At 65.3% G+C, this 22,853-nt stretch carries 22 protein-coding genes and 2 riboswitches; of the genes, 17 read left to right on the top strand and 5 right to left on the bottom strand.

Features of this window, described 5'->3' with window-relative positions:
* Positions 1–120: 120 nt before the first annotated feature.
* The 5 genes from JHX87_RS03575 to JHX87_RS03555 all read left to right on the top strand — a co-directional run bounded on the left by JHX87_RS03575 (position 121) and on the right by JHX87_RS03555 (position 6,625).
* Positions 121–1,695: a Re/Si-specific NAD(P)(+) transhydrogenase subunit alpha gene (locus JHX87_RS03575; protein WP_271882412.1), complete on the top strand. Its 1,575-nt coding sequence runs from the start codon at positions 121–123 to the stop codon at positions 1,693–1,695.
* Positions 1,696–1,707: 12 nt separating this feature from the next.
* A complete protein-coding gene (locus tag JHX87_RS03570) occupies positions 1,708–3,150 on the top strand; it encodes an NAD(P)(+) transhydrogenase (Re/Si-specific) subunit beta (RefSeq protein ID WP_271882411.1) in 1,443 nt (480 codons plus the stop codon).
* A gap of 202 nt (positions 3,151–3,352) precedes the next feature.
* Complete coding sequence (locus tag JHX87_RS03565; RefSeq protein ID WP_271882409.1) at positions 3,353–4,795, top strand: NCS1 family nucleobase:cation symporter-1; 1,443 nt, start codon at positions 3,353–3,355, stop codon at positions 4,793–4,795.
* 12 nt (positions 4,796–4,807) lie between these two features.
* Positions 4,808–6,115, top strand: a complete 1,308-nt coding sequence (locus JHX87_RS03560; RefSeq protein WP_271882407.1) for a DUF3422 family protein — start codon at positions 4,808–4,810, stop codon at positions 6,113–6,115.
* 165 nt (positions 6,116–6,280) lie between these two features.
* Complete coding sequence (locus JHX87_RS03555; protein ID WP_271882405.1) at positions 6,281–6,625, top strand: arsenate reductase family protein; 345 nt, start codon at positions 6,281–6,283, stop codon at positions 6,623–6,625.
* 7 nt (positions 6,626–6,632) lie between these two features.
* Here JHX87_RS03555 and JHX87_RS03550 read toward each other — a convergent pair whose 3' ends face one another.
* From JHX87_RS03550 to cobO, 4 genes are all read right to left on the bottom strand, one after another.
* Positions 6,633–7,055, bottom strand: coding sequence for a protein tyrosine phosphatase family protein (locus JHX87_RS03550; RefSeq protein ID WP_271882403.1), 423 nt, complete (start codon positions 7,053–7,055; stop codon positions 6,633–6,635).
* Between the two features lie 95 nt (positions 7,056–7,150).
* A complete protein-coding gene (gph, locus tag JHX87_RS03545) occupies positions 7,151–7,834 on the bottom strand; it encodes a phosphoglycolate phosphatase (RefSeq protein WP_271882401.1) in 684 nt (227 codons plus the stop codon).
* Entirely contained in the window at positions 7,831–8,385 is a 555-nt protein-coding gene (locus tag JHX87_RS03540) for a thioredoxin family protein (RefSeq protein WP_271882399.1), read from the bottom strand. The genes gph and JHX87_RS03540 overlap by 4 nt, the downstream gene beginning before the upstream one ends.
* 119 nt (positions 8,386–8,504) lie before the next feature.
* Entirely contained in the window at positions 8,505–9,113 is a 609-nt protein-coding gene (cobO, locus tag JHX87_RS03535) for a cob(I)yrinic acid a,c-diamide adenosyltransferase (protein ID WP_271882397.1), read from the bottom strand.
* 37 nt (positions 9,114–9,150) lie between these two features.
* Positions 9,151–9,370: riboswitch (cobalamin riboswitch) on the top strand.
* An 87-nt stretch (positions 9,371–9,457) separates the two neighbouring features.
* Between cobO and JHX87_RS03530 the strand changes: the two genes are divergently transcribed.
* Genes JHX87_RS03530 through cobJ form a run of 7 tightly spaced genes read left to right on the top strand, consistent with a single transcriptional unit; the run spans position 9,458 to position 17,442 of the window.
* The gene (locus JHX87_RS03530) at positions 9,458–9,832 is read left to right on the top strand and encodes a DUF1636 domain-containing protein (RefSeq protein WP_271882395.1); all 375 of its coding nucleotides are present in this window, start codon (positions 9,458–9,460) and stop codon (positions 9,830–9,832) included.
* Positions 9,833–10,888, top strand: a complete 1,056-nt coding sequence (cobW, locus tag JHX87_RS03525; RefSeq protein WP_271882393.1) for a cobalamin biosynthesis protein CobW — start codon at positions 9,833–9,835, stop codon at positions 10,886–10,888.
* A gap of 15 nt (positions 10,889–10,903) precedes the next feature.
* Positions 10,904–14,170 carry a cobaltochelatase subunit CobN gene (cobN, locus tag JHX87_RS03520; RefSeq protein ID WP_271882391.1) on the top strand — a complete coding sequence of 1,089 codons (3,267 nt, stop codon included), beginning with the start codon at positions 10,904–10,906 and terminating at the stop codon, positions 14,168–14,170.
* Positions 14,167–15,336: a precorrin-3B synthase gene (gene cobG, locus JHX87_RS03515; protein ID WP_271882389.1), complete on the top strand. Its 1,170-nt coding sequence runs from the start codon at positions 14,167–14,169 to the stop codon at positions 15,334–15,336. The genes cobN and cobG overlap by 4 nt, the downstream gene beginning before the upstream one ends.
* Before the next feature lie 2 nt (positions 15,337–15,338).
* Positions 15,339–15,968, top strand: a complete 630-nt coding sequence (locus JHX87_RS03510; RefSeq protein WP_271882387.1) for a precorrin-8X methylmutase — start codon at positions 15,339–15,341, stop codon at positions 15,966–15,968.
* Positions 15,965–16,693, top strand: coding sequence for a precorrin-2 C(20)-methyltransferase (locus tag JHX87_RS03505; RefSeq protein ID WP_271882385.1), 729 nt, complete (start codon positions 15,965–15,967; stop codon positions 16,691–16,693). Before JHX87_RS03510 ends, JHX87_RS03505 begins: the two co-directional genes overlap by 4 nt.
* Positions 16,690–17,442, top strand: a complete 753-nt coding sequence (cobJ, locus tag JHX87_RS03500; protein WP_271882383.1) for a precorrin-3B C(17)-methyltransferase — start codon at positions 16,690–16,692, stop codon at positions 17,440–17,442. The genes JHX87_RS03505 and cobJ overlap by 4 nt, the downstream gene beginning before the upstream one ends.
* Here the strand turns inward: cobJ and JHX87_RS03495 are convergent.
* Positions 17,415–18,170 (bottom strand): cobalt-precorrin-6A reductase, encoded by a 756-nt coding sequence (locus JHX87_RS03495; RefSeq protein ID WP_271882381.1) that lies wholly within the window; start codon positions 18,168–18,170, stop codon positions 17,415–17,417. The genes cobJ and JHX87_RS03495 overlap by 28 nt on opposite strands.
* Here JHX87_RS03495 and cbiE point away from each other — a divergent pair.
* The 5 genes from cbiE to JHX87_RS03470 all read left to right on the top strand — a co-directional run bounded on the left by cbiE (position 18,169) and on the right by JHX87_RS03470 (position 22,796).
* Positions 18,169–19,368 (top strand): precorrin-6y C5,15-methyltransferase (decarboxylating) subunit CbiE, encoded by a 1,200-nt coding sequence (gene cbiE / locus JHX87_RS03490; protein WP_271882379.1) that lies wholly within the window; start codon positions 18,169–18,171, stop codon positions 19,366–19,368. The two genes, JHX87_RS03495 and cbiE, sit on opposite strands and share 2 nt — an antisense overlap.
* Entirely contained in the window at positions 19,365–19,736 is a 372-nt protein-coding gene (locus tag JHX87_RS03485; RefSeq protein ID WP_271882377.1) for a cobalamin biosynthesis protein, read from the top strand. Before cbiE ends, JHX87_RS03485 begins: the two co-directional genes overlap by 4 nt.
* Positions 19,733–20,527, top strand: coding sequence for a precorrin-4 C(11)-methyltransferase (gene cobM, locus JHX87_RS03480; RefSeq protein ID WP_271882375.1), 795 nt, complete (start codon positions 19,733–19,735; stop codon positions 20,525–20,527). Before JHX87_RS03485 ends, cobM begins: the two co-directional genes overlap by 4 nt.
* On the top strand, positions 20,520–21,842 hold the full coding sequence (locus tag JHX87_RS03475) for a cobyrinic acid a,c-diamide synthase CobB (RefSeq protein ID WP_271882373.1): 1,323 nt from the start codon (positions 20,520–20,522) through the stop codon (positions 21,840–21,842). Before cobM ends, JHX87_RS03475 begins: the two co-directional genes overlap by 8 nt.
* 37 nt (positions 21,843–21,879) lie before the next feature.
* A riboswitch (cobalamin riboswitch) is annotated at positions 21,880–22,067 on the top strand.
* A 54-nt stretch (positions 22,068–22,121) separates the two neighbouring features.
* Positions 22,122–22,796, top strand: a complete 675-nt coding sequence (locus tag JHX87_RS03470) for an energy-coupling factor ABC transporter permease (RefSeq protein ID WP_271882371.1) — start codon at positions 22,122–22,124, stop codon at positions 22,794–22,796.
* The last annotated feature ends 57 nt before the right edge of the window (positions 22,797–22,853 follow it).

Raw genomic sequence — 22,853 nt, 5'->3', positions numbered from 1 at the left:
TATGTCGCCGCGTCAAACCGCGCGATTGATCCGTTTCTTTTTTGACATGGACTTGTGAAAGATTATTGCGCGGTGCTATGCATCCAGCGGCTGAACAGCAAAATGGGGGACAATTGGGCCATGAAGATTGGCGCATTGAAGGAAAGCTATGACGGCGAAGCGCGGGTCGCGATTACGCCCTCGTCTGCCGGGCATCTTCAGAAACTTGGGCACGAGGTCTTTGTCGAAAGCGGCGCCGGCGAAAAATCCGGCTTCTCGGATGAGGATTATCGCAAGGCCGGCGTAACGGTCGAGGGCTCGGCGGCGGATCTGATCGCCAATACGGATGTGGTCGCCAAGGTGCGCCAGCCATCCGAGGATGAGCTGCGCCAGATGCGCGACGGCCAGACGCTGATCTCGTTCTTCTATCCGGCCCAAAGCGCCGAATTGCTGGAAGTCGCCAAGGATCAGGGCGTCACCGCCGTTGCCATGGACATGGTGCCCCGCATCAGCCGTGCGCAGAAGATGGACGCGCTGTCCTCGATGGCCAATATCGCGGGCTATCGCTCGGTGATCGAGGCCGCGAATAATTTCGGGCGTTTCTTTACCGGTCAGGTGACTGCCGCGGGCAAGGTGCCGCCGGCCAAGGTTCTGGTCGTGGGTGCGGGTGTGGCCGGTCTGGCCGCGATCGGCACGGCAACCAGCCTGGGCGCGCAGGTCTATGCCTTTGACGTGCGGCCCGAAGTGGCCGAGCAGATCGAATCGATGGGCGCGGAATTCGTCTATCTGGATTTCGAAGAGCAATCGCAGGATGGCGCGGCCACGGGCGGCTATGCGGCCCCCTCCAGCCCCGAATTCCGCGAAAAGCAGCTGGAGAAATTCCGCGAGCTGGCCCCGCAGATGGATGTGGTCATCACCACCGCGCTGATCCCGGGCCGCGACGCGCCCAAGCTGTGGACCAAGGACATGGTCGAGGCGATGAAGCCCGGCAGCGTCATCGTGGATCTGGCCGCCGAAAAGGGCGGCAATTGCGAATTGACCATCCCGGATGAGCGTTTCGTGACCGAAAACGGCGTCATCATCATCGGCTATACCGATTTTGCATCGCGCATGGGCGCCCAGGCATCCGAGCTTTACGGCAATAACATCCGCCATTTCATGGCCGATCTGACGCCCAAGAAGGACGGCGTCATCGAGCATAACATGGAAGATGACGTGATCCGTGGCGCGACCGTGACCCATGACAAGGCGGTCACCTTCCCGCCGCCGCCGCCAAAGGTCGCGGCCATCGCGGCGCAAAAGCCGAAGGAAAAGAAGAAAGAGCTGACGCCCGAGGAACGCAAGGCGCAGGAGGTCGCTGCCTTCAAGGCCGAAACCAGGCAGCAATTCCTGATGCTGGGTGTCGGCGGTCTGCTGCTTCTGCTGATCGGTCTGGTCGCCCCGGCCAGCTTCATGTCGCATTTCATCGTCTTCGTTCTGGCCTGTTTCGTCGGCTTCCGGGTGATCTGGAACGTCGCCCATTCGCTGCATACGCCGCTGATGGCGATCACCAATGCGATCAGCTCGATCATCATTCTGGGCGCGCTGATCCAGATCGGCTCGGGCTCTTTCTGGGTGGTGTTGCTGGCCGCGCTGGCCGTGCTGATGGCCTCGGTGAATATCTTTGGTGGCTTCCTGGTCACCCGCCGCATGCTGGCAATGTTCCAGAAGTCGTAAAAGGAGAGGGTGATGGAATACGGATTTACCACTGCGGCCTATGTGGTCGCCTCGGTCCTGTTCATCCTGTCTCTGGGTGGACTTTCGGGACAGGAAAGCGCCAAGCGCGCCATCTGGTACGGTATCGTCGGGATGGCGCTGGCCGTGCTGGCAACGCTGTTCGGACCGGGCGCGGGCAACTGGCTGCTGTCGGTCGTGATGATCGCCATTGGCGGCGCCATCGGCTGGGTCGTGGCCAAGCGCGTCCAGATGACCGAGATGCCGCAGCTTGTCGCGGCCATGCACAGCCTTGTCGGTCTGGCAGCCGTCTTTGTCGGCTTCAACGCCCAGATCGAACTGGGCCGCGTGATGCGTGCCCGCGCCGAGGGCGTCGTGCAGGAATTCACCGGCTTTGCCGCCATCCTGGCGCATAAGACCCCGGCCGAGATCGCCATGCTGAAGATCGAGGTCTTCCTGGGCATCTTCATCGGCGCTGTAACCTTTACCGGCTCGGTCGTGGCCTTTGGCAAACTGGCGGGCAGGGTCGATGGCAAGCCCAAGAAGCTGCCGGGCGGCCATATGCTGAATGCAGGCGCGCTGGCGCTGTCGGTGCTGCTGGGCATCCTGTACTGCACGGGCGTCGGTCCGGCGATCCTGTGGCTGATCCTGATCACGCTGCTGGCCTTCTTCATCGGCTATCACCTGATCATGGGCATTGGCGGGGCGGATATGCCGGTCGTGGTGTCCATGCTGAACAGCTATTCCGGCTGGGCCGCGGCGATGATCGGTTTCACGCTGTCCAACGATCTGCTGATCGTGACCGGCGCGCTGGTCGGCTCTTCCGGTGCGATCCTGTCCTATATCATGTGCAAGGCGATGAACCGGAACTTCGTTTCGGTGATCCTTGGCGGCTTTGGCGGTGAAACCGGCCCTGCGGCCGAGATCGAGGGCGAACAGGTCGCCATCGACGCCGATGGCGTGGCCACCGCGCTGAACGAGGCCGACAGCGTCATCATCGTGCCGGGCTATGGCATGGCCGTGGCGCAGGCGCAGCAGGCCGTCAGCGAACTGGTGCGCAAGCTGCGCGCCGCCGGGAAAGAGGTGCGCTTTGCCATTCATCCGGTCGCCGGACGTCTGCCGGGCCACATGAACGTGCTGCTGGCCGAAGCCAAGGTGCCCTATGACATCGTGCTGGAAATGGATGAGATCAACGACGATTTCCCGAATACGGATGTGGTCATCATCATCGGCTCGAACGACATCGTGAACCCGGCCGCGCAGGACGATCCGAACAGCCCGATTGCCGGGATGCCGGTTCTGGAAGTCTGGAAAGCCAAGCAGGTCTTCGTCAGCAAGCGCGGGCAGGGCACCGGCTATTCGGGCATCGAGAACCCGCTGTTCTTCAAAGAGAATACGCGCATGTTCTATGGCGATGCCAAGGACAGCGTCAACAAGCTGCTGCCGATGGTCGATTAAGGCCTGCGACAGGATCGGGAACGGGGCCGCCACTATGCGGCCCCGTTTCATTTTGGGCTTGCCTGCAAAAGCGGCAGTAAGCCATTCTTGTCATCGAAACCGCCACGATCCGCGCCGCAACCGACTGTTTCACTGCCGAAATCTTGTCACGGGCAACAGGACAGGCTGACATCGACAGGGATATTTTCAGGGACAGACAGCCATGCAACCACCTCACACCGGCCAGGTCACTGGCGGCGATTCCTCGCTTTACAACGAAGATCTGGCACCGATCCCGCAAGAAAAGCGAAGTTGGGGCGCTTTCGAGATCTTCAACGTCTGGAACAACGACATCCAAAGCCTGTTCGGCTATACGCTGGCGGCATCGCTGTTTCTGTCCTACGGGCTGAATGGCTGGCTGACCTTTGCCGCCATCGTGCTGTCGGGCGTTCTGGTGATGTGGCTGGTGAACCTGTCGGGGCGCCCCTCGGTCCGCTATGGCATTCCCTATGCGGTGATGGCGCGGGCCTCGATGGGGGTGCGGGGGGCGCGGTTTCCGGCGCTGATCCGGGGCATCGTCGCGATCTTCTGGTACGGGGTGCAGACCTATTTCGCCTCGACCGCCGTGGCGCTGGCGCTGCGGGCGCTGTTCGGGATCGAGATGACCGGCGACGGGGCAGGCGGCTTTCTGGGCCTCGGCGGGGTTGACTGGATCGCCTATATCATCGTCGCGGGCTTTCAGATCGGCCTGTTCCTGATGGGCATCGAATGGGTCGGCAAATTCCTGAACTGGGCCGGACCCTTCGTCTATCTGGTGATGATCGCGCTGGCGCTGATGATCTGGTGGCAGGCCGGGAATGGCATCTGGACCGAGATCGGGACCATCTTTCAGGGCGGCGACAGCGATCGCAGCACGATCGCGGGCTTTGTCGCCGTGGTCGGCACCATGGTCGCCTATTTCGCGGCGGTGGTGATCAATTTCGGCGATTTCTCTCGCTTCGTGAAAACCGAGGCGCAGATGCGCAAGGGGAATTTCTGGGGGCTGCCGGTTTCGATGGCGTTCTTTTCCTTCATCGCGCTGTTCATCACCGCAGGCGCCGTGGTGCTGTTCGGAGAGCGTCTGACCGATCCGACCCAGATCGTCGCCCGCGTCGATAATCTGGGTCTGACGCTGCTGGCCGCGCTGACCTTTTTCGCGGCGACGGTCGGGATCAATCTGGTCGCCAATTTCATCCCCGCCGCCTATGATATCAGCAATATGGCGCCTGACCGGATCTCGGCCAAGCAGGGCGGGCTGATCACCGCCGCCATTGCCTTCGTGATCGGGGCGCTGTGGGTCTCGCTGATCTCGAAAATCGGGATCGCGGGATTTGTCGATACGCTGGGCGCGATCCTGGCGCCGCTTTACGGCATCCTGATCGCCGATTACTACATCGTGCAGAAACGCGAGCTGGCCCTGCCGGATCTGTTCAGCGCCGACCCGCAGGGCCGGTATCACTATGAACAGGGCTGGAACAAGCGCGCGCTTCTGGCCGTCGGTCTGGCGGCGCTGTTTTCGGTCGGCACGGTCTGGCTGCCCGCCCTGCAGGCGCTGTCGGGTTTCGGCTGGCTGATAGGTGCGGTACTGGGCGGCGTGCTGTATATCAGCTTTACAAAACGTCACTGACAGGGGGAAGGCGTGGGACCAGCCACCGAACATCCGCAGCGCTATGAGCTGGTGAACGAACTGCATGCGCGGCCCTCGCCGCGTATCTCTGCGCCATCCACCACCGTTTTCGTGGCTTTCAAGGAATTGCGCGGCGCGGCGAACCGCGCCCACAGCCACGATATGGCGCATCTGTCGGAACTGACCACGCGGCATGGCGGGCCGCGCCCCGACCCCGATGACAGCCATTATCAGGGCCAACTGGGCAGGCACGCGCTGAAATGGGAAAGCCACACCGAATTCGTGACCTATATGGCGACGACCTCGGGCCTGCCGATCCGGCCCTTCGATCCCAGTGCGGCGGCGATCTTTCCCAAGGAATGGCAATTGCAGGCGCCGGGGAAGCGGGTCGCGGCGGTGATGGTGCAGGTCGATCTGCTGCCCGACGATCCTGCCGATGCGCTGGCCCAGATCGCCGACTGGTTCGCGCCCGACAGCCTGACCGCCGTCTGGGTGCTGGAAGAGGCAGCGATGATCGCCACCGATTTTCGCATCGACGCCAATGGCTGGATGCGCTTTGCCATGTTCGTGCGTCCGGGCGTCGGTCCGGGCCGGACAGGCAGGCTGGTGCACCGGCTGGTCGAGTTGGAGACCTATCGCGCCATGTCCATGCTGGGCCTTGGCCGCGCGCGCGAACTGACCCGCCGCCTGAATGAGCTGGAGGTCAGGCTGACCGCCATCGTCGAGGGGATGAATGACGAAACCCGCCCCGGAGAGGCCGTGCTGCACGATCTGCTGTCAGTCTCGGCCCAATTGGAGGCGCAGGCGGTGCAGCATTCATTTCGCTTCGGGGCCACGGCGGCCTATCAGGCCATCGTCACCGACCGGATCGAGGCGCTGCGCGAAACCCGCTTCATGGGCCGCCAGATGCTGACCGAATTCATGCGCCGCCGCTATCTGCCCGCGATGCGGACGACAGCTTCGGCCGAGGCGCGTCTGCGGTCGATGCTGGAACGCACGACGCGGGCGGCAGAACTGCTGCGCACGCGGGTCGATGTGGAACGATCCGCGCAGAATCAGGAATTGATGACCCGCATGGATCGCCGCGCCGATCTGCAATTGCGCCTGCAACACACGGTCGAAGGGCTGTCGGTTGTGGCGATCAGCTATTACGCGGTCGGGCTGCTGTCCTATGCGCTCTATCCGCTGGCGGCCAGGCTGTCGGTGGATAAATCCTATCTGATCGCCGGTCTGACCCCGCTGGTGGTGCTGGCGGTCTGGTGGTCGATGCGCCAGATCCGCAAGCGCCTGCATCGCCACGCGCCGGATGCCGATTTCTGACTTGTGCATGGGGGCAGGGGTCTGGATAACGGACAGGATCACGCAGAATCCCATCCACAGGAAATCCGATGCGACTGTTCCTTGCCCTTGCCGCGCTGCTGACCCTCTCTGCCTGCGGTGTGCCGCTGGTGCCGTTCATCTGATATAGAAATATTCGAGGATATTATGGCGAAGAATTTGAAAATGTTCGGTCTTGCGCATTGCTCGACCTGTCAGAAGGCGCAAAAGGCGCTGGAGGAACATGGCTGGAGCGTGGATTTCCGCGATGTCCAGAAAGAGCCCCTGACGGGCGAGGAACGTCAGCAGCTGGCCGATGAATTCGGGGAAAAGATCATCAATCGGGCCAGCCTGACCTGGCGCGGCATGTCGGACCAGGAACGCGCCGCCGATCCGGTCGCGATGATGGGGGAAAAGCCCAGCGTGATGAAGCGTCCCGCGATCATTGCCGGGGATCAGCGCCTGCTGGGCTGGACCTCCAATGTCAAACGCGCTTTGGACGTGCCCGCCTGATCCGCGCCTATCGGTTCGCCAATGAGGCGATCAGCGGCAGCACCGGGGTCAGATCATATCCGGCCTCGGCAGCGGTCTTGAGCAGGTCGTCCTGTGGCAGACGACCGGCATTTGCCAGCGCCCACAGCACCGTCGAGCGGTTGCCCGAACGACAATAGGCCACGACCGGGCGCGCACCGGTCAGCGCCTTGGCATAGCCCTCGATCAGTTCCGGCGTCACCTGCCCGGGCGAGAAGGGCAGATAGTGATACTCCATCCCGGCCTCTGCGGCGGCGGCCTGCATCCGCTGGTGATCGATGGTCGCATCGACCTCATCATCGGGGCGGTTGTTGATCAGCGTCTTGAACCCGGCCTCGGCCAGCAGCGGCACATCCTCGGGCAGGATCTGGGGGGAAACGGCAAGATCGGGGCTGAGTTGACGAAGATCCATGACGGGCCCTTTGCGAATAGTAAACAACGTCTGATACGCAGAAATGTCACGCGCGGGCCGCTGATGCCAGCCCTTTGCGTCCAGATCGCCTTAAATCAGACGCCTTGCGCCATTTCAACCAGCGCGGGAAGATCGGCGAAATCATCGAAGGCAGCGCGATGCGGCAGATCTTCGACCGGCGTATGGCGATAGCCCTGGGTGAACAGCATCAGCGGCACCGGCACTGCCGCCGCCGTGGCCGCGTCGAATTCGCTGTCGCCGACAAAGATGCCGCGCGGCTGGTCGGGATGGCTGCCCAGATCGGTCAGCGCCCGAAGCAGGGGCGCGGGATCGGGCTTTTTCTGTGGCAGAGAGTCGCCGCCGATCACGGTGCCGAAGACCTGGTCCATGCCGAAATGCGCCAGCACGTTAAGTGTCGGTGTCAGGGGCTTGTTCGTGCAGATGCCCAGCGGATGCCCGCGATCTGCCAGTGTCTCCAGCGCCGTGCGAACACCGGGATAAAGCTGCGTCAGCCGGGTTGCATCCTCATATCGCGCCATAAAGGCCGTCATCAGATCCTTCTGCAAACCGGAATCTGAAATTTCCAATGCGTTCCATATGTTGCGCCATAAAACCTCGACACCACCTCCAATAAATCCGCGCACCTGAAGCAGCGTCAGCAGAGGCTGATGATGGTCCCGCAGCGCGATATTGACGCTGGCATGAATGTCGGGCGCGCTGTCGATCAGCGTGCCGTCAAGGTCAAAGACGACCGGGCAGGGTGCCGCACAGACATTCATGTCGTTTTCCATTTTATCGAACAACCCATTGACGGTATTTGATTTTCTGGTCCATTACCGGTTTCCGCAATGCGCAGCATCGCTTGCAGCAGTTCGGGCCGCGCATCCGCGGGTCCGGCGCGTCTGGCCGAGGCGTCGAAGCGGCCGCGATATTGGAGTTCACCATCCGCGTTATAGCCAAAGAAATCCGGCGTGCATTCCGCGCCATAGGCTTTGGCCACGTCCTGCGTCTCGTCATAAAGATACGGAAAGGTAAAGCCGTGGCGCGCGGCCTCGGTCTTCATCTGCTGCGGGCCGTCCTGCGGATAATCCGCCACATCATTGGCCGAGATTGCCACCACGCCGATACCGGCGCGCTGCATCTGCGCCGCGTCGCGGACAATGCGGTCGATGATCGACTGCACATAGGGACAGTGATTGCAGATGAACATCACCAGCGTGCCACGCGGACCCGTGACATCCTCAAGCCGATAGATCCGGCCATCGGTGCCCGGCAGCGCGAAATCATGCCAGGGCGCGCCAAAATCGCAAACGGGCGGCGATACAGCCATTACATGCCTCCATGTCGTTCCATGCGCCGGACTGTCGGGGAAAGCCGCCACAGGCGCAAGTATCGGGACGCATTTTGGATTTATGTTCCATAATACTGATTATTGCGGTTTTGGATGGATCAGAATTCCACGCCCTGCTGCGCCTTGATGCCGTCGCGGAACGGATGTTTGATCAGGCTCATCTCGGTCACCAGATCCGCGGCCTCGATCAGCTCCTGTTTTGCATTGCGCCCGGTCAGGCAGACATGCGTCATCGGCGGCTTTTCGGTCAGCAGGACATCGACGACCTCCTCGATATCCAGATAATCATAGCGCAGCGCGATATTGATTTCGTCCAGCAACACGAAGCGGATGGCAGGATCGCGGATCTGCGCCTTGGCAAGCTCCCAGCCGTGGCGGGCTGCGGCGATATCGCGGTCGCGATCCTGGGTTTCCCATGTAAACCCTTCTCCAGATACAAAAAACCGGCACTCGTCGGCGAATTTTTCTTCCAGCAATTGCCGCTCGCCGGTCTGCCAGGTGCCCTTGATGAACTGCACCACCGCGCAGGGCATCCGATGGGCGATGCAGCGCATGATCATCCCGAAACCAGAGGATGACTTGCCCTTCCCCGCCCCGGTATGAACGATGATCAGACCTTTTTCCTCGGTCTTGTCCTGCATCATCCGGTCGCGCGCCGCCTTGATGCGTTTCATCTTTTCATTGTGACGACGGGCGGCCTCATCCATTCCGGTTTCCTTTCGGCTTGACAGGCTTGGCGCGGGCTGACCATATCGGCGCAGCTGGTGCCTGTGTCAACAGGTGAAAAGGGAATGCAAGAGGTTCGTGCCACGGCCCGCGCCGAATTGCAGCCGCCCCCGCGACCGTGACCGGAAAGGTCATCCAGGAACCCACTGGCCCGAACAGGCTGGGAAGGAAGGATGACCGCCAAGGCTGTGCCTTGATATCCGCAAGCCGGGAGACCTGCCAGCGCGACGAATGAAACCGGGCGGGGTGATCCGGTGTCGGGCGCGTGGCGTTCTGGCCGCGCATTCGCCTTGCCACCCCCTGCCCCCGAAGTGATGGGGTTTGCGTGACAACGGCGCAATCACAGGTCGAATTGCTGGTCTGCACCCGTTGTCGTCATGGCGAAGGTGACGACGGCGCGGCGGATCGCCCGGGCAATCTGCTGATGCAGGCTCTGCGACAGGTGTCGCTGCCGGGCGTGACGATCACGCCGGTCGAATGCATGTCGAATTGCGCGCGCGGCTGCACGGTGGCGCTGCGCGGCGCGGGCCGCTGGACCTATATCTACGGCGATCTTGATGCCGATGCCCATCTGCAGACAATCTGTCAGGGCGCTGCCGCCTATCGCGCGGCACCTGACGGGCTGGTCCCCTGGCGCGAACGCCCCGAACATTTCCGCAAGAACTGTATCGCCCGAATTCCCCCGATGGAGAGCACCTGAATGAGCAATCTCGAAAAGATCCCCGTCACCGTCATCACCGGATTTCTGGGATCGGGCAAGACGACCCTGATCGGCAAGCTGATGCAAAATCCCGGCGGCAAGCGGCTGGCGGTCGTGGTCAATGAATTCGGCGATGTCGGCGTGGACGGCGATATCCTGAAGGGCTGCGCCATCCCCGGCTGCCCCGAGGAGAACATCGTCGAACTGGCCAATGGCTGTATCTGCTGCACTGTTGCCGATGAATTCATTCCCACGATCGAAGCGCTGATGGCGCTGGATCCGCGCCCCGATCACATCCTGATCGAGACCTCGGGGCTGGCGCTGCCGAAACCGCTGCTCAAGGCCTTTGACTGGCCCGATATCCGCAGCCGGATCACGGTCGATGGCGTCATTGCGCTGGCCGATGCCGAGGCGGTGGCGGCGGGCCGTTTCGCGCCCGACGTGGCGGCGGTGGACCGGCAGCGGCTGGCGGACGACAGTCTTGATCACGAAACCCCGCTGTCCGAGGTGTTCGAGGATCAGATCGCCTGCGCCGATATCATCCTGCTGACCAAGCCCGATCTGGCGGGCGCGGATGGCGTGGCGCAGGCCAAGGCGCTGATCAATGCCGAACTGCCCCGCCCGTTGCCGATCATCGAGGTGGCCGAGGGCACGGTCGATCCCCGTGTCATCCTGGGCCTTGGCGCGGCGGCCGAGGATGACCTGGCCGCGCGACCCTCGCATCACGACGGGGCCGAGGATCACGAGCACGACGATTTCGAAAGTGTCGTGATCGCCATTCCCGAACTTACGGATCCCGCCGAACTGGTCGCCCGCGTCACTGAACTGGCGCAGCGTCAGAATATCCTGCGGGTCAAGGGCTATGCCGCCATTACCGGCAAGCCGATGCGGCTGCTGGTGCAGGCGGTCGGCGCGCGGGTGCGGCATCAATATGACCGCCCGTGGAAAGGTGATGAGCCGCGTCAGGGGCGTCTGGTCGTGATTGCCGAACATGACGATATCGACGAGGCCGCGATCCGCGCCGTGCTGACCCCTGCCCCGGCCCCTGTCGGCTAAGGAAACGCCAGCGCGATGCACGTCATCTTTCGCGAAAGCCACGGTCTGGATGAGGCCGACACCCCTGTCGATCTGGGCCACAGCCCGGCCGATATGGTGGTGCTGTCCTTCTCCGACAGCGATCTGGCGGCTTTCGCCGAAGCCTGGCATCGCGGCCCGGGCCTGCCGACACTGCGGCTGGCCAATATCGCGCGGCTGAAACATCCGTTGTCGGTCGATACCTATCTGGACCAGACGCTGGGCGCGGCGCGTGCCATTCTGATCCGGCTGATCGGCGGGATTGCCTATTGGCCCTATGGCATCGCGCAGATCCGGCAATTGGCGCAAAAGCGCGGGATCGCGCTGGCGGTTCTGCCCGCCGATGGCCGCCCGGATCCGCGGCTGGATCAGGTCTCGACCCTGCCGGAACCCGTGCTGCGCGATCTGGCGCGGCTCTGCGATCAGGGCGGCGGCGATGCGGCGCGACTGGCGCTGCTGCGGCTTGGTCAGGCCGCCGGGCTGCCTGTGGCGGGCGGCGAGGCGGCCCGGCCATTGCCCGATACCGGCTTCTGGACGCCAGAGGCGGGCCCGCAGACGGCCCTGCAGTCGGTAACGCAGGACCGCCCCCTTGCGGTGCTGATCTTTTATCGCTCGCATCTTGTCTCGGCGGATCTGGCGCCGATGACGGCGCTCTTTGAGGCGCTGCGTTCGCGCGGTTTCGCGGCGTTGGGCCTTTTCGTGCCATCGCTGAAGGCGCCCGAGGCGGCACGCTGGATCCGGCGCAACCTTGCGGAATTGCGCCCCGCCGCGATCCTGAACGCGACCGCCTTTTCGGCCCGCGGTGATCGGGACGGATCGCCGCTGGATGCGGCCGGCGTGCCCGTCTTTCAGATCGCGCTGGCCACCTGCGCGCAAAAGGCCTGGGCCGGGTCGGAACGCGGATTGTCGCCCGCCGATCTGGCCATGCATGTGGTCCTGCCCGAGGTTGATGGCCGCATTTTCGCGGGCGTTGCCTCGTTCAAGGAAACCGGGACGCCCGATGCCGCGCTGGAATTCGCGCGACAGGTACATCGCCCCGTGCCGGATCGCATCGATGCCATCGCCGATCGCGTGGCCGCATGGCACAGGCTGGCCACCACCCCTGCCCCGCAGAAACGCGTCGCGCTGATCCTGTCGACCTATCCGGGGCGAGTGTGGAACATCGCCCATGCGGTCGGTCTGGATGCCATCGCCTCGGCCGAGGCGATGCTGGGCGATCTGCGGGATGCGGGCTATCGGGTCGATCCGGGCGACGACCTGCCACGCAGCCTGTCCCGGCAGGAGATCCACTGGCCGCTGGACCACTATCGCCGCGCGCTGGCGCGATTGCCGCAGAAATTGCAAAGCGATCTGCAGGCCGCCTGGGGCGCGCCGGAACAGGATCCTGATGTCACGCCCGCAGGCTTTCGCTTTGCGGTCACCCATCGCGGCAATGCGCTGATCGCACTGCAGCCCGAACGCGGCATCGCGCCGGACCGGGCTGCCGAATATCACGATCTGACGCGGGTGCCGCGCCACGCCTATGTCGCCTTTTACCTGTGGCTGCGCGAACAGGCCGATGCGCTGGTCCATATCGGGGCGCATGGCACGCTGGAATGGTTGCCCGGCAAATCCGTCGCCCTGTCGCAGGATTGCTGGCCCGAGGCGCTGGTGGGTGATCTGCCCGTCATCTATCCCTTCATCGTCAACGATCCCGGCGAGGCCGCACAGGCCAAGCGCCGCATCGGGGCCGTCACGCTGGGCCATGTCCCGCCGCCGCTGCGCAGATCCGGCACGCCCGAACGTCTGGCCCGGCTGGAGGCGTTGCTGGACGAGTTTTCCAATGCCGACGGGCTGGACCCCAAGCGCCGCGACCGGCTGATGGGCGATATCCGCGATGAGGCCCGCGCCATCGGCGTCGAACGTGATCTGGCCATTGACGGCGCCTCTTGCCCCGCCCAGGCGATTGCGCGCATCGACCGCTTTGTCTGCGACGTGAAGGACAGCCAGTTCGGCGACGGGCTGCATGTCTGGGGCCGCGCGGATCCGGGCAGCAGCTTCGATCCGCATTGCGCAGAGGCCGAACGGCAATCGCTTCTGGATGCGCTGGCGGGTCGCTGGATCGCGCCCGGCCCGTCGGGCTCTCCCTATCGCGGACGGGGTGATGTTCTGCCCACGGGCCGCAATCTTTTTACCACCGATCCCCGCAGCGTGCCGACGAGGGCGGCCTGGCGGCAGGGCGCCCGACTGGCCGATGATTTCATCCAGCGCCATCTGCAGGATGAGGGCGACTGGCCGCGTGGCGTGATGCTGGACCTCTGGGGCTCGGCGACGATGCGCACGGCGGGCGAGGAATTTGCCATGGCGCTGGCGCTCTTGGGCGTGAAGCCGGTCTGGGATGACGGGTCCGAGCGCGTGTCGGGGATCGAGATCACCCCGATTGCAGAGCTTGATCGCCCCCGGATCGACGTGACCTTGCGCGTCTCGGGCCTGTTTCGGGATGTCTTCCCGACGCTGTCGGCGCTGTTTCAGCAGGCGATACGCGCCTTGTCCGCCCGGGATGAGGCACCGGATTGGAACCCCTTTGTCGGTGTTGAAACACCGCGCGTCTATGGCCCGCAACCGGGCAGTTTCGGACTGGGCATGGGGGCCGGTCCGGACAGCTATTCCGCCGATGCGCGGCAGGCGGCGGGCAAGGCATGGCTGGCGGCCTCTGCCTGGGCGCTGGATGGATCGCGGGCAGTGCGCGACGAACAGGGATTGCGCCAGCGCGTGGCCGGGGCGGATGCCTTTGTCCATCCGCAGGATCTGCCGGAAACCGATCTGCTGCTGGCCGAGGATTATGCCAGCCACGAGGCGGGCTTTGCCGCAGCCCAGCAGATCACCGGAGGCAAGGCGGCGCTGTATCATCTGGACAATACCGATCCCGACCGCCCGCGCACCCGCCCCCTGACCGAGGAAATCGCCCGCGTCGTGCAGTTCCGCGCCGCCCATCCCGGCTGGATCGCGGGCATGATGCGCCACGGTTTTCGCGGCGCGGCCGAAATCGCCGCAACGCTGGAAAACATGGCTTTATTCGCGCATCTGGCCGATGTGGTGCCCGATCACCTGTTCGACCAGTTCTGGGACGAGACTCTGGGCCGCGACCACGTGGTCGCCTTCCTGTCAGACGCCAATCCACAGGCGCTTGCCGCCATGCGCGAACGCTTTCGCAAACTGCATGAGGCCGGGCTGTGGCGCACCCGGCGCAATGCCATCGTCGCCGCGCTGGAGCCTGCACCATGAGCGTCCCGCTTGTGAAAGGATGGTGCCCGGGCGCCTATCGCCCGATGGCATCCGGCGATGGGCTGGTCCTGCGCCTGCGCCCGCCCATGGGCGAGTTGACCCCGGCCCAAACCCTTGCGCTGGCCGATCTGGCAGAGCGTCACGGCAATGGCACGCTCGACCTGACCAATCGCGCCAATCTTCAGATCCGGGGCGTGGCCGAGGCCGATCACGCCGCCCTGATCGCGGAGCTTGCCGCATCGGGTCTGGTGCCACCGGACAGCCATGCCGAGGGACCGGGGATCATCCTGTCGCCCTTTGCCCCGCCGGATGACGACCGCAGGCAGCGCCAGATCGCGCAGGCGCTGTCAAAGGCGCTGCAGGCTGCGGAATTCGCGGCGCTTCCGGCGAAATTCGGCCTTGTTCTGGATCCCGGCCCCTTGCGGCATATGGACGGGATCAGTGGCGACCTGCGCATCGAATCCGCGGATGATACGCTGATCCTGCGCGCCGATGGCTGCAATCGTGGATGCCGTGTCGCCAGCCCCGCAGAGGCGGTGGAGCAGGCCCTGCGCATGATGCGCTGGTTCCTGACCCGCGGTGGCGTCGATGCGCAGGGTCGCGGGCGCATGGCGCGGCATATCGCGGCGGGCCATCTGCCTCCGCCCGATCTGCGCGGCGATCTGCTGCCGAACCCGGCGGCCCCTGCCCCCTTGCCCGGCGCGCGACCAGACGGCTTTTGCCTTGCCGCGCCTTTCGGGCAACTCACACCCGACGATCTGCGGTATCTGGCCAGACTTGGCGCGCCTTACTTGCGGATCACCCCGTGGCGCATGATCTTTCTGCCGGGCCTGCGCCACCTGCCCGAACGCGCGCAGGCATCCGGCCTGATCGCGGATCCCGGTGATCCGCTGCTGCGCGTCGATGCCTGTCCCGGTGCGCCTTCCTGCCCGCAGGCCACGGTCCAGACGCGACCCCTTGCCCGCAGGCTGGCCGGGATCATACCGCCGGGATCCTCGCTGCATGTCTCAGGCTGCGCCAAGGGCTGCGCGCGCCAAAGCGCCGCCGATCTGACGCTGATCGGGCGGGATGGTCGCTTCGACCTGCTGCGCCACGGCACCGTCCGCGATACACCCGAAACACGCTCAATCGCGCCGGATGCGGTGCCCGATCTTATGAACAGGTAACCATGCCATATTCCTATGAAACCGATGGCGCGGCGATCTATGCCGAAAGCTTCGCCACCATCCGGGCCGAGGCCCAGCTTGCCCGTTTCGCCCCGGATGAGGAACAGGTCGCCGTGCGGATGATCCATGCGGCCGGGATGGTCGGGCTTGAGGCGCATCTGCGCTTTTCCCCCGGCATGGTCGCGGCGGCGCGGCGGGCGCTGACATCCGGCGCGCCGATCCTTTGCGATGCGCATATGGTCAGCGAGGGCGTGACCCGCACGCGTCTGCCCGCGATGAACCCGGTAGTCTGCAACCTGCGCCATCCTGACGTCCCGGATCTGGCCGCGCGGCTGGGCACCACCCGATCCGCCGCGGCGCTGGAACTGTGGCGCCCGCATCTGGCCGGGGCGCTGGTCGCCATCGGCAATGCGCCGACGGCACTGTTTCACCTGCTGGAGATGCTGGAGGACCCCGCCTGCCCCCGCCCCGCCGCGATCATCGGCTGTCCGGTCGGCTTTGTCGGTGCCGCCGAATCCAAGGCCGCGCTGTGGCAGGTGCAGCCCGTCCCCTGCCTGATCGTCGAGGGTCGTCTGGGCGGCAGCGCCATCACCGTCGCCGCCATCAACGCCATCGCGAGCCGCGCGGAATGAGCGCGGGTGAAATCATCGGTGTGGGCCTTGGGCCCGGAGACCCCGAATTGATGAGCGTGAGGGCCGACCGGCTGGTACGCGCGGCCCGTCACATCGCCTATTTCCGCAAGGCCGGACGCCCCGGCCGCGCGCGCCGCATCGTCGAGGGGATGCTGCGTCCCGATGTGGTGGAAATCGCGATGGAATATCCGGTGACGACCGAAATCCGGCTGGACGATCCGGCCTATAACGACTGCCTCTCGGGCTTCTATACGCGGATCACGCAGCAGCTTGCGGGCCTCAGCCGGCAGGGTCAGGACGTCGTGGTCCTGTGCGAGGGCGATCCGTTCTTCTACGGCTCGTTCATGCATATCTATACGCGGCTGAAGGATGTGACGCCGATCTCGGTCGTGCCGGCGATCACCGGCATGTCGGCAGCCTGGACGGCGACGGGCATCCCGATCACCTGGGGCGATGATGTGATGAGCGTGCTGCTGGGCACCATGCCGGTAGCGGATCTGACGCGGCATATGGAGCAGGCGGATGCGCTGGTGGTGATGAAGGTGGGCCGCAATCTGGCCAAGGTGCGGCAGGCGATCACCCAATCGGGCAAGCTGGACCGGGCATGGCTGATCGAATGCGCCAGCATGGATCAGCAACGCGTGGTGCCGCTGGCGCAGGCGGGGGACGGGGCGGTGCCCTATTTCTCGATCGTCATCGTCCATGGCAACGGGCGCAGGCCATGACGGGCTGGATCGCGATTGCCGGACTGGGCCCGGGCGATGACGCGCTGATGACGCCACAGGTCAGCCAGGCCCTGAGCGATGCGACCGATCTGATCGGCTATGCGCCCTATGTGCGGCGCGTGCCGGACCGGCCCGGCCTTGCGCGGCACGAAACCGATAACCGGGAAGAGCTTCACCGCGCGCGGCATGCATTGGAGCTGGCGCAGGCGGGGCATCGCGTGGTTGTCGCCAGTTCCGGCGATCCGGGGGTCTTTGCCATGGCCGCAGCCGTGTTCGAGGCGATCGAGGCGGGGCCGCCCGACTGGCGGATGCTGGATGTCCGGGTGCTGCCGGGGATTACCGCGATGCTGGCGGCGGCGGCCCGGATCGGCGCGCCGCTGGGCCATGATTTCTGCGCCATCAACCTGTCCGACAACCTCAAGCCCTGGGATCTGATCGAACATCGCCTGCGACTGGCCGTGCAGGCGGATTTCGCCATCGCGCTGTATAACCCGCGCTCGAAATCGCGTCCGCAGGGCTTTGCGCGCTGCCTGAGCCTCTTGCAGCAGACCTGCGAGGCGGGGCGGCTGCTGATCTTTGCCCGCGCCGTCTCGACCCCGGACGAAAATCTGCGCGTCGTGCCGCTGCGGGATGCCCGACCCGAGATGGCCGATATGCGCACCGTGGTGCTGATCGGATCTTCCGCGACGCGGCTGATCGAACGTCCGGGAACGCCCTTCGTCTATACCCCCAGATCGGCGCCTGTATGAGCGATGAAGCGCAACACCTCGGCCGGATCATGTGTCTCTGGCCGCGCAGGCAGGGCGGGCCGGTCGATCATCAGCACCGGCAGGCCAAGCGCCCGCGCGGCGGCGATCTTGGCATAGGCGCCGTCTCCGCCCGCATTCTTGGCGACGACAAGCTGGATATCGTGGCGCTGCAACAGCGCCAGATCCGCCTGCATGGTAAAGGGGCCGCGATCCAGGATGACCGTGCTTTCCGGCAAGGGCAACGGGCCGTCGGGCGCATCGACAAGTCGCAACAGATAGCTGTGCTGCGGATGGGCGGCGAAACGGTCCAGATGCATCCGGCCAATGGCAAGCATGACCCGCATCGCGGGCCGGTCCAGCGCAGCGGCGGCCTGATCCAGATCGGCCACGTGCCGCCAATCATCGCCCGCGACCGGCTGCCATGCGGGACGCGTCAGCGCCAGCAGGGGCACATCGGCCTTGGCGCAGGCACTGACAGCATTGCGGCTGATCTGCGCGGCAAAGGGATGGGTCGCGTCGATCACATGCGTGATGCCATGCTGACGCAGCCAGTCGGCCAGCCCCGCAGCGCCGCCGAAACCGCCCAGTCGCATCGGCAGCGGTTGCGCGCGCGGGCGGCTGACCCGACCGGCCAGCGACAGGGTGCCCGCGATGCCCTGCGTCGCAAGCAATTGCGCCAGGGCGCTGGCCTCGGATGTGCCGCCCAGAATCAGAAGGTTGGGGCGCATGGCTGAAACACCTTGGCTGACGATCATCGGATTGGGCGAAGATGGACCAGAGGGGCTGTCCGGCGCAAGCCGTGACGCGCTGCGGCAGGCGCAGGTCGTGATGGGCCCGGCGCGGCATCTGGCGCTGCTGGGCGAGGTTCCTGCCCGGCGGATCGACTGGCCGGTGCCTTTCGCGGATGGTCTGCCGATCCTTCACGGATTGCGGGGGCAGCGGGTGGTGGTTCTGGCCTCGGGCGATCCCTTTTGCCACGGCGCTGGCCGCGTGATTGCACGCGAGTTTGCAGCCGGGGAGTGGCGGTCCTTGCCGGGCATCTCGACCTTCTCACTGGCTGCCAACCGGCTGGGCTGGCCGCTTGACAGCGTGGAATGCCTTGCGCTGCATGCCGCGCCGCTGACGCGGCTGCGCCCGCATCTGGCCGAGGGACAGCGGATCATCGTCCTGCTGCGCGACGGTGCGGCGGTGGCGGAACTGGCCCGCTTTTTGCACGAGCTTGGCTTTGGCGACAGCCGGCTTTGGGTGCTGGAGGCGCTTGGCGGTTCCCGCGAACGGATCACCGAGGCGCTGGCGCAGGCCCTGCCCCCAACGGAATTTTCCCATCCCGTCGCCGTGGCGATCGCCGTGGCGGGCAAGGGTCTGGCCCTGCCCCGCAGCAGCGGCATCGGCGACGGTTTTTTCGACAGTGACGGCCAGATCACCAAGCGCCCGATACGCGCGCTGGCGCTGTCGGCGCTGGCGCCCCGGGCGGGCGAATTGCTGTGGGATATCGGCGGCGGATCGGGATCGGTGGGGATCGAATGGTGCCTGACCCATCCCGCCTGTCAGGCCATCAGCATCGAACCGCGCGCGGATCGTGCCGCCCGGATCAGGACCAATGCGGACCGTTTGGGGGCCGACCGGCTTCAGGTGATCGACGGCGCGGCGCCCGGGGCGCTGGACGGCCTGCCCCTGCCGCAGGCGGTCTTTATCGGCGGCGGCCTGTCCGACGCGCTTCTGACCGATCTCTCGGCGCGGCTGCCCGCGGGCACGCGGCTGGTCGCCCATGCGGTGACGCTGGAATCCGAGGCTCTGCTGACCGAATGGTCGGCACGTATCGGTGGCGATCTGATGCGAATCGCGCTATCCCGAATAACGCCGCTTGGCCGAAAACGAGGCTGGACAGCGGCTTATCCGGTCACGCAATGGCGGGTGGTGCTATGATTGCAGCAGGGTTCGGTTTCAGAAGCGGCGCGACGATCCAGAGCCTGCTGGACGCGCTGGCATGTGCCAATCCGGAAGGCCGCGCCTTTCAGCGTATCGCCACCGCCGATGACAAGGCCGAGGCCGAGGTCTTTCAGATGCTGTCGACGCATCTGCGGATCGCCGCGCAGGGGATCGATCAGGCCACATTGACCGCCCAGACCACGATGACGCAATCCATCGCCGCCCTGGCGGCACGCGGCATTGGCAGCCTGGCCGAGGCTGCGGCCCTGGCCGCCGCCGGTCCGGGCGCAAGGCTGCTGGCGGCGCGGGTGATCTCGCATGATGGCATGGCCACCTGTGCGCTGGCCCTGGGAACCGCCCTATGACCGTTCACTTCATCGGCGCAGGTCCCGGTGCGCCCGATCTGCTGACCCTGCGTGGCCGCGATCTGATCGCATCATGCCCGGTCTGCCTTTATGCCGGGTCGCTGGTGCCCGACGCCATCCTGCAGCATTGCCCGCCGGGCGCGCGGATCGTGAATACCGCGCCGCTGGATCTGCAGGCGATCATGCAGGAATGCCTGCAAGCCCATCGCGCAGGTCAGGATGTGGCGCGTCTGCATTCGGGCGATCTGTCGGTCTGGTCTGCGATGGGCGAACAATTGCGCCGCCTGCGCGCCGAGGGCATTCCCTATACGGTGACGCCGGGTGTGCCCTCTTTCGCTGCTGCCGCCGCCGCGCTTGGGGCCGAACTGACCCTGCCCGGCGTGGCGCAATCGGTGGTGCTGACGCGCATGGGGGGCCGTGCCTCGGCCATGCCTCCGCGCGAGACGCTTGCCGCCTTCGGCGCGACCGGCGCCACGCTGGCGCTGCATCTGTCGGTGCAGCAGCTTGCGCAGGTCGTGGCCCAGTTGTTGCCCCATTACGGCCCCGATTGCCCCGTCGCGGTGGTCTGGCGGGCAAGCTGGCCCGATCAGCGCATCATCCGCGCCACGCTGGCCGGGATCCCGTCGCAGATGCCGGACGGGATCGCGCGTACGGCCCTGATCCTTGTGGGCGACGCGCTGGCAGCCGATGGCTTTGCCGAAAGCTGCCTCTATTCCGCCGATTACGACCGCCGCTATCGCCCGCAATCGGCCGAAAGCGAATGGGCCGGGTGGAGCCCCGCCGATGACTGAGCGCGATGGCAACCCGCCGGGGCTGATGATCTCGGCCCCGTCCTCTGGCACGGGCAAGACCACGGTGATGCTGGGCCTGCTGCGCGCCTTGGCCGAGGACGGGCTGGCCGTGCAGCCCTTCAAATCCGGGCCGGATTATATCGACCCCGCCTTTCATCAGGCGGCCTGCGGGCGGGCCTCTTACAACCTTGACAGCTGGGCGATGGATCAGGGGCTGTTCGGCAGCATCGCCGCGATGGCGCGCGGCGCCGATATCTGCGTGGCCGAGGGCTCGATGGGGCTGTTTGACGGGGTGGCGACGCGGGGCCGGATCGGATTTGGCGCCAGCGCGGAAACGGCGCGGGCGATGGGCTGGCCGGTCATTCTGGTGCTGGATGTCAGCGGTCAGGCGCAATCGGCGGCGGCCACGGCGCTTGGCTTTGCGCGCTATGACCCCGATCTGCCGATTGCCGGGGTGATCCTGAACCGCGTGGCCAGCCCCCGCCATCTGCGCCTGACGCAAGAGGGGATGACGCGGGCCGGGCTGCGGGTTCTGGGCGCATTGCCGCGCCGTGGCGATCTGACCCTGCCAGAGCGTCATCTGGGCCTGATCCAGGCGGTCGAGCATCCCGATCTGGACGCCGCCATCGCCGGATATGCGGCATTCCTGCGCGAACATGTCGATCTGGCCGCGATCCGCGACGCGGCAACCGGGAACCCCCTGCAGGCTGCGGGCGCGCTGCCCCCGCCCCCGGCCCAGCGGATCGCGCTGGCGCAGGATGCGGCCTTTTCCTTTACCTATCCGCATATCCTGAAGGGCTGGCGCGATGCGGGCGCGCAGATCCTGCCCTTTTCGCCGCTTGCGGATGAGGAGCCGGACCCCTCGGCCGATCTGGTCTGGCTGCCGGGCGGCTATCCCGAGCTTCACGCGGGCGCCCTGTCCGCAGCCTCGCATTTCATGCAGGGGCTGCGCCGCTTTGCCAAGACCGGGCCGGTCCATGGCGAATGCGGCGGATATATGGTGCTGGGCCAGTCGCTGACGGACAAGAACGGGCAGGCTCATCAGATGGCGGGGCTGCTGGGGCTGGCGACCTCTTATGAAAAGCGCAGGCTGCATCTGGGTTATCGCCGGGCCTTGCTGCAGGCGCCCCTGCCCGGTCATGGCACGGGCGACCGCCTGCGCGGGCATGAGTTCCATTATTCCACCATCCTCGATCAGCCCGACCAGCCGCTGGCCCATGTCAGCGATGCCGATGGCACGGCGGTGGCCGAAACCGGGTCGCGGCGCGGGCAGGTGACGGGCACGTTCTTTCACCTGATCGCGGCGGAGCACTGAAGAAAGGGACATCGCGCTTGCATGCCGGACGTGGCTGTCCGATAACGATTTCGACGGTGCCGCGCGATATCGCGGTGAATAGGGAAGCGGGTGAAAATCCCGCACTGCCCCCGCAACTGTAAGCGGAGAGCGTGTCGGAACGCCACTGGCCAGAAGATCGGCTGGGAAGGCCCGAACACGCCGCGACCCGCAAGTCAGGAGACCTGCCGTCAGCAACCAGACGCCGCGACATGCGGCCCAAACCGCCGCCGGTGGGGTGGCTTATGGAAGGACCTGAATATGCATATCGAACCCGGAATCGTGGCCGGCCCCAAGATGGGCCTTGCCTATGGCACCGCCGCCGCCGCCGCGGCCTATACCGTCAAGCTGGCGGCCGACGACCTGCGCACACATAGCCCGGCCTCATTCCTGCTGCGCACGGCGATTGCCGTGATCGGCGTCTTTGTTTCCTTTGAGGTGCTGCCCCATTTCGCCGTCGGCATTTCCGAGGTGCATTTCATTCTGGGCACGACGCTGTTCCTGATCCTGGGGGCCGCGCCCTCGGCCATCGGGCTGGCACTTGGGCTGCTGATTCAGGGCATGTTCTTTGCGCCGACCGATATGCCCATGTATTTCGTCAATGTCTCGACCCTCCTCTGGCCGCTATTTGCCATCGATGCGCTGGCCAAGCGGGTGATCCCGGCGGCGACGGCCTATGTCGATCTGACATATCTGGACGTGCTGAAGATGTCGCTGGTCTATCAGGGCGGTGTTGTCGCCTGGGTCGCCTTCTGGGCGCTGTACGGTCAGGGCATGGGCGCGGACAATCTCGCCTCCATTGCCAGCTTTGCCGCCGCCTATGTGGTCGTCGTGCTGGTCGAGCCGATTGCCGATCTGGCGGCGCTGGCCATCGCCAAAAGCCTGCGCGCGGGCGGTCAGGGTTCGTTGCTGAACCGTCGGCTGTATCAGGCGTGATCTGCCCCGATCCGAACCGGTCGCGATCCCGTGGCCGGTTCCCCTGCCCCGGCGCGA

The organism is Paracoccus fistulariae (assembly GCF_028553785.1).
GTDB classification, from domain to species: Bacteria; Pseudomonadota; Alphaproteobacteria; order Rhodobacterales; family Rhodobacteraceae; genus Paracoccus; species Paracoccus fistulariae.
The sequence above is the reverse complement of the archived record's forward strand: the minus strand, read 5'-3'. Positions and strand labels throughout refer to the sequence as shown.